This is a genomic window from Brevibacterium sp. 2SA (genome assembly GCF_005502845.1).
Classification (GTDB): Bacteria; Actinomycetota; Actinomycetes; order Actinomycetales; family Brevibacteriaceae; genus Brevibacterium.
Window position 1 is genome coordinate 1 of sequence record NZ_SCMW01000039.1, and the last position, 12,642, is coordinate 12,642.

A 12,642-nucleotide genomic window follows, 5' to 3' on the forward strand; every position below is an offset into this window, starting at 1 on the left:
TGGACCGCGTCGGCTTTGAACTCCGGCGTGAACGTCCTGCGATTCGTAGACATGATTCCCTGTCGTGCCTTCCTGGTAACGACTGTCTACGAGAAGTGTCACACCCCACTTCTCGCCCATCATCATCACGGTGATGTTCGGGTTGACGGTGGTGATCTCGGGCATCGCCGAGGCGTCGACGACGCGCAGGCGGTTGACGCCCTTGACGCGCAGCTGCGGGTCAAGCGGTGCGGAGTCGTCGTCGGCGGCACCCATCTTCACCGTGCCCACCGGGTGGTAGACGGTGTTGTGGGTGCGGACGATGTAGTCCTCGAGCTCCTCGTCGGTCTGCGCCTCGGTGCCGGGGAACAGCTCTCGGCCCGCCCAGTCCTTCATCGCGTCCTGGGAGACGATCTCGCGGGCCTTGCGGATGCCGGCGATCATCACGCGCATGTCATGGCCGTCGGGATCGGTGAAGTAGCGCGGGTCGACGAGGGGCTTGTCGCGGAAGTCGCACGACCGCAGACGCACCGTGCCGCGCGAGCGCGCGTGCGTGACGTTCGGCGTCAGGCAGAACGTGTTCTCCGCGGTCGGGTAGCCCTGCCGGACCGTGTGCATGTCGAACGGCACCGACCCGTAGTGCATCATGAGGTCGGGACGATCGAGTCCGTCCTCGGTGGGGGAGAAGATGCCGATCTCCCACCACTGGGTCGAGTCCTCGACCATCGGCTGCTTGGCCTCCCAGCTGATGACGCCCTCGGGGTGGTCCTGGAGGTTCTCCCCGACTCCCGGCGCATCGACGCGGGCCTCGATCCCCACCTCGGCGAGGTGGTCCTTCGGCCCGATGCCCGAGAGCATGAGCAGCTGCGGGGTGTTGATCGCACCGGCGGAGACGATGACCTCCTTCGTCGCCTCGATCCGGTGGGTCTTGCCGAAGGCGTTGTTGACGACGAGGACGGCGACGGCGTTGCCCGCGTCGTCGAACTCGATCTCCTTGGCCTGGGTGTCGGTGAGGATCGTGAGGTTCTCACGGTCGAGGATCGGGTGGAGGTAGGACACTGAGGAGGACGACCGGGTGCCGTCATCCTTGCGGTTGACCTGGAAGAAGTTCGCCCCGTTGATGACGGTCTCGCCCTCGTTGAACTGGACGCGGGGGATGCCCGCCTCTTCGCACGCCTCGAGGAGGGCGATGCCGCACGGATCGACGGGCGGGACATTCATCAGGCGCACGGGACCGTCGTGGCCGTGATGGTCACCGGGCAGCTCGTTGTTCTCGAGCTTCTTGTAGAGCCCGAAGGTGTCGGCCGAACCCCAGCCGGTGGCGCCGTGCTTCGACTCCCACTCGTCGAGGTCCTCCTTCGGTGCCCAGAAGGCGATGCACGAGTTGTGCGAGGAGCAGCCGCCGAGGACCTTCGCGCGGGCATGGCGCATGAACGAGTTGCCGTGCTCCTGCTTCTCAATCGGGTAGTCCCAGTCGAAGCCGGACTCGAGCAGCTCCATCCACCGGTTGAGGCGGAGGATGACGTCTTCGTCGACGTCGGTGGGACCCGCCTCGAGGAGGCCGACGGTGACGTTCGGGTCCTCGCTCAGGCGAGCGGCAACGGCAGCGCCGGCCGATCCGCCGCCGACGACGACATAGTCAAAGCTGTGCGTGGTATCCACGTGGTCTCTCCTCATTCGCTTTCGGTGTGGACGGGGAACCAGCCGGTCACGGCGGGCTCGAGGTTGTGGTAGATGTGCTTGGCCTCCTGGTATTCGGCCATGCCGGTCGGGCCCAGCTCACGGCCGAAGCCGGACTGCTTGAATCCGCCCCACTCGGCCTGCGGCAGGTAGGGGTGGAAGTCGTTGATCCAGATCGTGCCGTGGCGCAGCTTCGCCGCGACCTCCTGGCACTTGCCGGCATCCTGCGTCCACACGGCACCCGCGAGACCGTAGATCGTGTCATTGGCGGTCTCGACCGCCTCGTCGACGGACGAGAACGTCTCGACGGTGACGACGGGTCCGAAGGCCTCATCGGAGACGACCGACATTCCGCGTTCGACGTTGTCGAGGACCGTCGGCAGGTAGTAGTAGCCGTTCTCGAGGTCGCCCTCGCCCCACTTGCCGCCGCAGCGCACACGGGCGCCCTCGGCGACTCCCTTCTCCACGTACTTCGTCACCTTGTCGCGGTGCGCGGCGGAGATGAGCGGGCCGGTCTCGGCGTCGGGATCGAACGGGCCGCCGAGGCGGATCTGCGAGGCGCGTTCGACGAGCTTGTCGACGAACTCCTCGGCGATCGAATCCTCGACGATGAGGCGGGCACCGGCGGAGCAGACCTGGCCCGAGTGAACGAACGCGCCGTTGAGGGCGTTGTCGAGGGCGGCATCGAGGTCGGCGTCGGCGAAGACGACGTTGGGGTTCTTGCCGCCGAGTTCGAGCGCGACCTTCTTCACCGTCGCCGCGGCGTTGGCCGCGAGCAGTCGACCGGTGACAAGTCCGCCGGTGAACGAGACCATGTCGACGTCCTCACTCGTCGACAGGGGCGCACCGGCATCGGCTCCGGCGCCGAGGATGAGGTTGCCGACACCGGCCGGCAGTCCGAGCTCCTCCATGACCTGCATCGTCATGATCGCCGTGTGCGGGGTGAGCTCGGCGGGCTTGAGGACGAAGGTGTTTCCGGCGGCCAGACACGGCGCGATCTTCCACGCCGCCTGGAGCAGCGGGTAGTTCCACGGGGTGATGAGCGCGCACACGCCGACCGGTTCGTAGGAGATGCGGCTGACGACAGAGTCGGCACCGGCGTCGACGATGCGGCCTGCATCATTGGCGGCGAGCTTGCCGAAGTAGTCGAAGCAGTTCGCGATGTCGTCCATGTCGATGCGCGACTCGACGATCCGCTTGCCGGTGTCGAGTGACTCGGCGACGGCGAACTCCTCTTTGCGCTCCCGCAGGGCGGCGGCGAAGCGCAGCAGGAAGTCGCCGCGTTCGCTGGCGGGCACGCTCGACCACACGCCGGAGTCGAAGGCGCGGCGGGCCGCGGCGATCGCGAGCTCCGTGTCGGCCGGGCTGGCTTCGTCGACGACGGCCACGAGGCTGTCATCGGCAGGATTGTGGATCTCCCGGGTCCTGCCGTCCTGGGCCGAGACCCACTGTCCATCGATGAAGAGTGTATTGGGCACGATGTCTCCTGTTCCTGATTCGAATCCGTGGGCTGTGATCAGCGGTGCCGACGACCTGCGGCGATGTGGGCAGAGGCTGTGAGTCGGTGTCCTCGCGTCATTGTCCTGTGTCCCCGTCGGGTCTTGTGTACTTGCCGGCGGTCACTCCGACCGGCCCGAAGGGGGAGATGGTGGATCGCGAACGGTTTCCCGCAGGGGTGGATTCGGGCGCCCCGAGTCCGGCCGCCTGCATAAGCGTCTCGCGATGGCGAGAGTGATGTGAAACCGTGTGCAGGCTCTCAGCTGTCGGTGTGCCTGCGGCCATGAATACCCCACTGTCTGCATGCGCATGGGTGGATGCCCCGGAATCGGGGCGCACTGATCGGTTCGCGAGAGAGTCTAACAGAGCAGACGTCCCGTACCACCTGGTAGGTCTGGGAGTCTCACGGTCGCTTTCGGTGAACGGAGAACGGCATTCCGGCCTGTCATGACGTGTTCGCGACCACAGGGTGTCGCGGCGGAAAGCGGATCGGTACCCGGACAAGCTCATGGCCAGCACTTTGAGAAAGAGTGCATATATTGCACTGAAGGTGCAAACAATGTACCGTCGGGATGTCGTTGATTCGTTTATCCCGAGTGGGTCCGCGAGCCGACGCACAACCGAGCGGACACCGCAGTCCGTTCCCAGTGCTTTGCAGTTTCAAGGCATTGCCGCGATATTGCGCCGAAGGAGTCTCATGTCGTCTGCCACCGTCACCCCTGAATCCCCGCTCGCCAGTGCACTGCGCAAGGCGCGATGGCGGATCCTCCCATTGGTCTGCATCCTGTACTTCATCGCCTACCTCGATCGGAACAACGTCGGTTTCGCTCGTGAGGAGATGAGCGAATCGCTCAACCTCAGCGCCTCTGCGTTCGGCCTCGCCGCCGGCCTCTTCTTCATCGGGTACACGATCTTCGAGATCCCCAGCAACGCCGGGATGCATCGGTTCGGTGCGCGGCGCTGGATCGCCCGCATCCTCATTCCCTGGGGGCTGCTTGCGATGGGCACGGCATTCGTCGTCGACGACGTGTCGTTCTCGATCGTGAGGTTGCTCCTCGGGATTGCTGAGGCGGGCTTCTTTCCCGCGGTCGTGTTCTATCTGACCCTGTGGTTTCCCGTTCGACAGCGCGCCGCGATCCTCGGTGTCTTCGTCCTTGCCCAACCGATCGCGAACATGCTTGGAGCACCGATCAGTGGTCTCCTGCTGCAGATGCACGGCATCGCTGGGCTGCACGGTTGGCAGTGGATGTTTCTCGTCGAAGGGTTCCCCGCCGTCATCTTCGGCCTCATCGTGCCCTTTGTCATGACCGATCATCCCGCCGCAGCGAGGTGGCTGACCGACGTGGAGAAGGCGGCTCTGGAGAGGACCATCGCCGAGGACGCCGTACGGATCGCCTCCACTGGAGCGTCGTTCTCCGTGGCCCTGAGAAGTCCGCTGGCTTGGGGATACGCGCTGCTCAATTTCGGAATGGTGCTCGGCATCTACGGACTTGCATTCTGGCTCCCATCGATCGTCTCCGAACTCGGCGACTTCGCACCACTACAGCGCGGCCTCGTCGTCGCTGTTCCCTACGCGGCAGGAGCGTCCTTCGTGCTGTGGTGGAGTGGCCGCGCCGATCGCACGGGCAAGCGTGCCCTCCACGTCGCTGTCAGCCTCGGGACGGCCGCTTTGGGCCTCGTAGTTGCCGGCTTCAGTCTGGCCTTTTCCCCGATTTTGGCAATAGCCGCGCTATGCGTCGTGTCGATAGGCGTCTACACGGCCATCGGGCCGATGCTCTCAATGTCGGCGAGTCTCTTCGTCGGTCCTGCCGCAGCAGCTGGCATCGCGCTCGTCGGATCGGTGGGAAATATTGCCGGTTTCGTCTCACCGGTCGTTGTCGGATGGCTCATCGATGCGACGGGTTCGACGCAGGCCGGAGTGCTGTTCCTCGCCTCGGCCCTCGGAGCCACGGCGATCGCCACAGTTGTCTTCGCCGGGCGCCGACCTGAGGGGAACACGGAGTTGGCCTTCCGCATCTCGCAGTCCACAAGTTCACACAGCGTCTGATTGGCGCGATCCAGAAAGGGACCTCCATGAACACACCCTCCAACGCGAACTATGAACTCGCCGGAAAACTTGCACTCGTCACAGGAGGCGGGGTCGGCATCGGTGCCTCGATCGCAGAGTCGCTCGCAGCTCGCGGCGCTCGCGTCGCCGTCACCTATCGCTCCCACCGTCCGGACGATGAGGCCCTTGCACGCCTCATCAGTATCGACGGGCAGGAACCGGTGGCGGTCGCCGCCGATCTCACCGTCGAGGCCGAAGTTGCCAACCTCGGTGCACAGATCGAAAGCATCGGTGGGGTGGACATACTCGTCAATAACGCTGGCGGGCTCATCCAACGGTCGACCATCGCCGAGATGTCCTATGAGCTCTTCCGCCGAGTCCAAGTGCTCAACGTCGACTCGACCTTTCTCGTGACGAAGCGAATGTTGCCGCTGATGGGAGCGGGAGGACGAATCATCACCGTGGCGTCTCTCGCCGGGCGCAGTGGTGGGCACGCCGGTGCCACCGCATATGCCACTTCGAAGGCAGCATTGTTCGGTTTCACCCGCGGTCTCGCCTCCGAGGTCGCCGAGCGCGGAATCACCGTCAATGCGGTGGCACCGGGCTTCATCGAAGCGACGCCGTTCCACGACACGTTCACTTCCCCGGAATCGAAGAGTTCGACCGTGGCAGGCATTCCGGTCGGGCGCGCAGGTGTGCCGGCCGACGTCGCCCATACGGTGGCATGGTTGGCGTCTCCGTCATCTTCCTTCGTCACCGGAGCGATCGTCGACGTCAACGGCGGACAGTTCTTCAGCTGATGTTGCGAACACCGATCATCCACCCTGAGATTCTGTCATCGCTCGCTCGGCTGGGTCATGGATCCCTCGTCCTCGTGACCGACGCACATTTCGCCGTGGCAACTTCGACGAACCCAAGAGCGGTCGTGGTCCATACCGCTATCGTTCCGGACACGCCGCTCACCCCAGACGTCGCAGGCTGCCTTGCGCGGACTATCGCCATCGAATCCGTCACGACCATGATCGCCCCCACCGACGAGCTCGCCGCCGTGGGGAGCCAAATCGCCAGGGCCGTCGGCAATGTCACGCACGATCGTGTGGAGCGCGACGACTTCAAAGCCCTCACCCGGTCGGAGGATTTAGGGTTGTGTGTGGTGACGGGCGACACCCGCCGCTTCGCGAACGCACTGCTGCGCATCGGGGTGACTCGGCTCCTATCGGGTCCGCCGGGCCAGCGCCCTGAGAGAAATGGACAACGAGAACATGAGCTCTACGGTGTTTCGCGCAGTGCAGATCCTGGAGCTGTGCAGCGCTGAGCCGCAGACCGCGGCCGAAATCGCCGCCAGCCTCGGAGTGCACCGCACGACGGCATTGCGAACCCTGTTGACGCTGCAGGAAGCCGGACTCATCAGACAGACCGAACCCGGCAAGTTCGGCACCGGATTCCGTCTCGCGGCTCTGGCGAAGTCTGCGATGGCTCACTTTGATCTGCGCGGCCTCGCCCATCCCCACCTGCAGCAGCTGAGCACCCTACTGGGTCTCACTGTGCAGTTCGCGGTGCCCGACGGCAGTCGCATCAGGTATGTCGACAAGATCGAGCCACGGGATTCAATTGTTCTCAACACGGAGATCGGTGGTGAGGTAGTCGTGAGTACCGCCGGCGTCGCGAAGGCAATCCTCGCGTTCCTTCCGAGTTCACGTCGTCATGAGATTCTCTCGCGGGCAGAGTTCCCTGCCTACACTGAGCGATCGATCACACACCGTGAGGACTACGAACGCGTACTGACGGGAGTTCAGGAGCGCGGCTGGTCTTACGACGACGGTGAGTACGACGACTTGTCGAATTGCATCGCAGCTCCCGTCTTCGACCACGGAGGGGACGTAGCCGGGGCCGTGTCCATCACCGCCTTCCGCACCCGCCTCGACCTTGCGGCACTTGAGAAGAGCCTTCCCGAGCTTGTGGAGACGACCAGTGCGATCAGTCACGACCTCGGGTGGCGTGATCAGGCGTCCAGCCCCGAACAGAGCCACCGGGAACACGGCGAATCGAGCGGCCCGTGATGTGTATTTGTCTCCAGATCTCTGCGGGGAGGCAACAGATGTTGGCCTTTCCTCGCCGATGCCGCCACCGGTCGTGGACTAGAATGGATCGGAATCATTGAAAAGTCTTTATAGGGAGAATCGTGGCCCAAGGGGATTCGCGAGACAGCCAGCACAACCGCCGCTCGGGCGACGACAATCGCGGAGGCAGTCGCAATCGTCGACAGGACTCCCCGTCGTCGCGAGGAGCCCGCGGGCCACGTCAGTCCGATCGCAGAGATGACCGCCGAGGCGGCTACCAGGGTCAACGCCGTGACGACGATCGTCGCGGGGGTTACCAGGGCAATCGCCGGGATGACGATCGCCGAGGTGGTTTCGGCGGAGGTCGTTCCAACGACGGCGATCGCCGAGGTGGCTACCAAGGAAATCGCCGAAATGACGATGACCGCCGGGGCGGATACCGGGGCGACCGCCGTGACGACGATCGTCAGGGCGGATTCCGTGGCGGCCGATCCAACGATGGTGACCGCCGAGGTGGATACCAGGGCAATCGCCGGGATGACGACCGTCGCGGCGGCTACCAAGGAAATCGCCGGAACGACGATGACCGTCGAGGTGGCTACCAGGGCAATCGTCGAAATGACGATGACCGTCGAGGTGGTTTCGGCGGAGGTCGTTCCAACGATGGTGACCGCCGCGGCGGCTACCAGGGCAACCGTCGGAATGACGATGATCGCCGAGGTGATTTCGGCGGAGGTCGTTCCAACGATGGTGACCGCCGGGGCGGCTACCAGGGCAACCGCCGTGACGACGATCGTCAGGGTGGATTCCGTGGCGGCCGTTCCAACGATGGTGACCGCCGCGGCGGATACCGGGGCGACCGCCGCGATGACGATCGTCGGGGTGGGTACCAGGGCAACCGCCGTGACGACGATCGCCGAGGTGGCTACCGCGGTGACCGCCGCGAGGACGACCGCCGCGGTTCCTACCACGGTGACCGCCGCAACGACCGCGGCGGACACGGCCGCAACTCGAACGATCGCCGCGCCTCCCGCGCCACCGACACCGGCGACTACGCACGCGAACAGCGCGCCCGCCGCCCCCGCGTCGACGAACCCGAGATTCCCGAAGGCATCACCGGCCAGGAACTCGACAAGGAGATCCGCGGTCAGCTGCGCTCGCTCGACAAGGAGAACGCGGAGACTGTTGCCAAGCACCTCGTCGCCACCGGCGCGTTCCTCGACACCGATCCCGAACGCGCTTACGAACACGCGAAAGCGGCCATGGCTCGCGCCGGCCGGGTCGGCCTCGTCCGCGAAGCCCTCGGCATCGCGGCCTACCACGTCGAGAAGTACGACGAAGCCGTCCGCGAACTGCGCACACACCGCCGCATCTCCGGGTCCAACGAGAACATCGCACTGATCGCCGACGCCGAACGCGGCCGCGGCAAGCCGGAGAAGGCCCTCGAGCTCCTCGACTGGGCCAAGGACGCCGACCTCGACAACGACACCCGCACGGAACTCGTCATCGTCGCCGCCGGCGCGAAGTCCGACCAGGGCGACCTCGCCGCTGCCCGCCGACTCATCGAGGCAGAGGACTTCACCCAGCGACCGACGGGCGCCCTCGTGCGCCTCATGGCCGCCTACGCCGACGTCCTCCGTCTCCACGGCGAGACCGAACTCGCCGATAAGTACGAGGAGCTCTCCCGCCGCACGGCCAAGGCCACGGGAACGCTCTTCGGCGACGAGGAGCCCGACCCGAACTTCGGCGTCGAGATCGAGACCATCGAAGAGATCCCCGACGAGGAGCTCGCCGAGGCGGACGGCGACACCGCCGCGGACGCGGAGTCCGAGACCGCCGCCGATGCGGAGTCCGAGACCGGCGAGTCTGACATCGAATCCGGCGAGTCTGACAGAAGCTCCGACTCCGGTGAGTCCGCGACCGAGTCCCAGGAGACAGAGACCGACGAGTCCCAGGAGACAGAGACCGACGAGTCCCAGACCCAATCGACCGACGCTGAAGGCACTGAGCCGACGCCAGCCGCCGAGGCGGCCCCGAAGTCGAAGACCCATGTGTCGGAGAAGGAACTGAAGAAGGTCAAGGTCTCCGACGACGAGATCGAAGCCGAACTCGACGAGATCCTCGCCGACGCCGAAGCGGACAGTGCCGACGTCGACGCCGACAACGAAGCCGCTGCCGACGCTGAATCCGACAGCGCTGACGCAGACTCCGACAGCGCTGACGCAGACAGCGAAAGTGCAGAGTCCGTCTCAACCGGTACTGACTCAACCGGCACCGAAGCAGCCGACGCTGCCGACGAATCCCAGGGATCGGATTCGGCGAACGGAGACCGGTGACCCCGGCGACCGACGTCACCGGTGCGACCGACGTCACCGGTGCGACTGACGTCGCCGGTGAGGTCGGCGCCCCCGCGGGGACGCCGATCGACGGCGTCCTCTTCGACCTCGACGGCGTCGTCTACCACGGCCCCGACGCCATCCCGGGTGCCGTCGCCGGCATCGCCGACCTGCACGAACGCGGCATCCCCGTCGGCTACGTGACGAACAATGCCACCCGCACCGCCGAGGTCGTCGCCGACCACATCTCCGCTCTCGGCATACCGACCGCGACCGCGGAGGTCATCACCTCGGCGCAGGTCCTCGCGGCACGGCTGTCCGAGGAATTCGGCCCCGGCGCGCCCATCCTCCTCGTCGGCACCACCGGCCTGCGAGAGGCCCTCGAGTCCGAGGGCCTCGACATCGTCGGGTCACTCGACGACTCACCCGTCGCCCTGGCCCAGGGACTCGACCCCCACATCGACTACGCGGGCATCGTGCGCGCCGCCGAAGCGATCACAGCCGGACTCGACTGGTGGGCGACCAACCCCGACTTCTCGATGGTCGGCCCCGCGAGCCGAGTCCCCGGCAACGGCGCGTTCGTCGACATGCTCGCGCGGCTGACCGGCCGGACGCCGCACATCGTCGGCAAACCCTCACCGGACGTCATGACGCATGCGGGCCACCGCCTCGGCGCGCTGCGGCCCCTCATGGTCGGCGATCGCCTCGACACGGACATCGAAGGCGGAAACCGGGCAGGCTTCGACTCCGCACTCGTCCTCACCGGCGTCCACGACCTCCACGATGCGCTCGCCGCCGACCCGATCCGCCGGCCCGCGTTCGTGCTGCCGACGCTCGCCGACCTGCCGCGTGTCCTCGACGCCGCCGCGCCAGAACGCGCCGACGCGCCCGACTCGGGCGCCCAGGCCGCAGACGGGGGAGTGCGGATCGTCGACGGGAAGCTCCAGCTCGCCGAGGCAGCGCTGACCTCTCCGGAGGCGATCGAATCCGCACTGCGCCTCGCATGGGCAGCCATCGACTCCGGTGAGAGGATTGCGCCGGGGAACCTGCCGAGGAGGATCGATGACTGACGCCGAGCACACGACGCCGCCGGAGCCGCCCACGCCACGAGCTCCGACGCCGACCCCGACACCCGGCGCACCGACTCCGACATCGCCACCCACCCCGTGCACCGTCAACAAGGACGTGCCGACCGAAGCGTGGCGCGCGAACCTCACCGAGACCGCCGAGGCCCCGGCAGCGGACCGTCACGCCCGCATCTCCGACCTCCTCGACGACCTCGAGGGTCAGGTGGGCTCCCTGTGAGCCGACTCGACCGCGAACTCGTCGCCCGCGGTCTCCTCGCCTCCCGCTCCCGCGCGGCGCGGGAGATCGCCGCCGGCCGGGTGAGCGTCAACGGCATCACCGTGACGAAACCCGCCGCCGAGGTGGCCGCGACCGACACGCTCACCGTGAACGACCCCGACCCGTGGGTCGCCCGCAGCGCCCACAAACTCCTCGGCGCCCTCGACGACTTCGGCATCGACCGCCTCGACGGCATCCGCGCCCTCGACGCGGGAGCCTCGACCGGCGGGTTCACCCAGGTCCTCCTCAGCAGGGGTGCCGCCGAGGTGTGGGCCGTCGACGTCGGCCACGACCAGCTCGCCCCGACCCTCCGGACCGACCCGCGGGTCCACGTCCGCGAAGGCCTCAATCTCCGTGACCTCGCCGAGGCAGACGTCCCCGGCGTCGACCTCGTCGTCGCCGACGTCTCCTTCATCTCCCTGCGCCTCCTCCTCGAGCCGCTGCTGCGCACCGTCCGCCCCGGCGGCGAGCTCCTCCTCATGGTCAAACCCCAGTTCGAACTCGCCCGGTCCGTCCTCGACAAGCACGGCGTCGTCACCCGCACAGCCGACCGGCGCCGCGCACTCGACTCCGTCCTCACCGCGCTCACCGCCACCGGCGCACACGTCACCGGCATCGCCGCCTCGGCGCTTCCCGGTCCCAGCGGAAACCGCGAGTACTTCCTGCGTGTTCGACCCGAATCGAGTGCACCCCAGTCCGCTAGGCTCGACGAGGCGGCCATCACCGTCCGCCTCGATGAGATCATGGAAGGAGAGTCGTGAGCCGCTACATCATGGTGCTGCTCCACCCCCAGCGCGAGGACTCCGCCGTCGCCGCCGTCCAGGTGTGGAAGGCCCTCCTCGACGCCGGCATCACCCCCGTCGTCCTCGACGAGGAGATCCTCGTCATCGCCTCCCGCAGCTCCTATCCCGCGGTCCACCAGGAGCTCCTCTCCCGCTGCGTCATCATCAACGCCAGCGACCTGCCCGAATGGCGCGCGAAGTGCGAACTCGTCATCGTCCTCGGCGGTGACGGCACGATCCTGCGCGCAGCCGAGCGCTTCCACGGCTCCGGCGTCCCCCTCATGGGCATCAACCTGGGCCACGTCGGATTCCTCGCCGAAAGCGAGAAGGAGGACCTCGACGAGGCGGTCCACCGTGCCGCAGCCCGTGACTACCTCGTCGAGGAGCGTCTCGCCCTCGACGTCGCCGTGTGGCACGAGGGCGAGATCATCTACGAGGCATGGGCCCTCAACGAGGTGACCGTGGAGAAGACCTCGAAGGCGCGGATGATCGACGTCGTCCTCGGCGTCGACTCCCGACCTGTGTCCTCCTTCGGCTGCGACGGCGTCATCCTCGCCACCCCGACCGGTTCGACCGCGTACTCGTTCTCCGCCGGCGGACCGATCGTGTGGCCCGACGTCGAAGCCCTCCTCCTCGTCCCCATCTCCGCCCACGCCCTCTTCACCGAACCGCTCGTCGTCAACCCCAACTCCCGCCTCGGCGTCGAGATCACCCCGTCCAATCCCGACTTCGCCGCCGTCCTCTGGAGCGACGGGCGCCGCGGTCTCGAACTGCCCGCCGGCTCCCGCGTCGAGGCGAAGCGCTCGGAATCCCCGATCAAGCTCGCCCGCCTCCACACCGGACCGTTCACCGACCGTCTCGTCGCGAAGTTCCGCCTGCCCGTCTCCGGTTGGCGGGGACCGATCGAAGGAGGCTGA

12 protein-coding genes are annotated in these 12,642 nt (G+C 66.6%); 9 read left to right on the top strand and 3 right to left on the bottom strand.

What is annotated here, in order from left to right; all coding sequences use genetic code 11:
* Both FFS20_RS12885 and FFS20_RS12890 read right to left on the bottom strand, forming a co-directional pair.
* Window positions 1-1,656, bottom strand: a 1,656-nt coding sequence (locus tag FFS20_RS12885) for a GMC family oxidoreductase N-terminal domain-containing protein (protein WP_249356841.1), incomplete at its 3' end; no start/stop codon positions are given.
* Window positions 1,653-3,137 carry an aldehyde dehydrogenase family protein gene (locus tag FFS20_RS12890; protein ID WP_137826249.1) on the bottom strand — a complete coding sequence of 495 codons (1,485 nt, stop codon included), beginning with the start codon at window positions 3,135-3,137 and terminating at the stop codon, window positions 1,653-1,655. The genes FFS20_RS12890 and FFS20_RS12885, both read right to left, overlap by 4 nt.
* Before the next feature lie 527 nt (window positions 3,138-3,664).
* On the opposite strand from FFS20_RS12890, the gene FFS20_RS12895 reads away from it, so the two are divergent.
* The 4 genes from FFS20_RS12895 to FFS20_RS12910 are packed head-to-tail and all read left to right on the top strand — an operon-like array spanning window position 3,665 to window position 7,263.
* Entirely contained in the window at window positions 3,665-5,203 is a 1,539-nt protein-coding gene (locus tag FFS20_RS12895) for an MFS transporter (RefSeq protein WP_249356842.1), read from the top strand.
* Window positions 5,204-5,229: 26 nt separating this feature from the next.
* Entirely contained in the window at window positions 5,230-6,003 is a 774-nt protein-coding gene (locus tag FFS20_RS12900) for an SDR family oxidoreductase (protein ID WP_137826250.1), read from the top strand.
* Window positions 6,003-6,518: an RbsD/FucU domain-containing protein gene (locus FFS20_RS12905; RefSeq protein ID WP_171007081.1), complete on the top strand. Its 516-nt coding sequence runs from the start codon at window positions 6,003-6,005 to the stop codon at window positions 6,516-6,518. Before FFS20_RS12900 ends, FFS20_RS12905 begins: the two co-directional genes overlap by 1 nt.
* Complete coding sequence (locus tag FFS20_RS12910; protein WP_249356843.1) at window positions 6,451-7,263, top strand: IclR family transcriptional regulator; 813 nt, start codon at window positions 6,451-6,453, stop codon at window positions 7,261-7,263. Before FFS20_RS12905 ends, FFS20_RS12910 begins: the two co-directional genes overlap by 68 nt.
* Here the strand turns inward: FFS20_RS12910 and FFS20_RS12915 are convergent.
* Window positions 7,206-8,585 carry a hypothetical protein gene (locus FFS20_RS12915; RefSeq protein ID WP_137826252.1) on the bottom strand — a complete coding sequence of 460 codons (1,380 nt, stop codon included), beginning with the start codon at window positions 8,583-8,585 and terminating at the stop codon, window positions 7,206-7,208. The genes FFS20_RS12910 and FFS20_RS12915 overlap by 58 nt on opposite strands.
* Between FFS20_RS12915 and FFS20_RS12920 the strand changes: the two genes are divergently transcribed.
* Genes FFS20_RS12920 through FFS20_RS12940 form a run of 5 tightly spaced genes read left to right on the top strand, consistent with a single transcriptional unit; the run spans window position 8,526 to window position 12,642 of the window.
* Window positions 8,526-9,599: a hypothetical protein gene (locus FFS20_RS12920; protein ID WP_137826253.1), complete on the top strand. Its 1,074-nt coding sequence runs from the start codon at window positions 8,526-8,528 to the stop codon at window positions 9,597-9,599. The two genes, FFS20_RS12915 and FFS20_RS12920, sit on opposite strands and share 60 nt — an antisense overlap.
* On the top strand, window positions 9,596-10,669 hold the full coding sequence (locus FFS20_RS12925) for an HAD-IIA family hydrolase (protein WP_137826254.1): 1,074 nt from the start codon (window positions 9,596-9,598) through the stop codon (window positions 10,667-10,669). Before FFS20_RS12920 ends, FFS20_RS12925 begins: the two co-directional genes overlap by 4 nt.
* A complete protein-coding gene (locus FFS20_RS12930; RefSeq protein ID WP_137826255.1) occupies window positions 10,662-10,904 on the top strand; it encodes a hypothetical protein in 243 nt (80 codons plus the stop codon). The genes FFS20_RS12925 and FFS20_RS12930 overlap by 8 nt, the downstream gene beginning before the upstream one ends.
* Complete coding sequence (locus FFS20_RS12935) at window positions 10,901-11,704, top strand: TlyA family RNA methyltransferase (protein ID WP_137826256.1); 804 nt, start codon at window positions 10,901-10,903, stop codon at window positions 11,702-11,704. Before FFS20_RS12930 ends, FFS20_RS12935 begins: the two co-directional genes overlap by 4 nt.
* Complete coding sequence (locus tag FFS20_RS12940) at window positions 11,701-12,642, top strand: NAD kinase (protein WP_171007082.1); 942 nt, start codon at window positions 11,701-11,703, stop codon at window positions 12,640-12,642. The genes FFS20_RS12935 and FFS20_RS12940 overlap by 4 nt, the downstream gene beginning before the upstream one ends.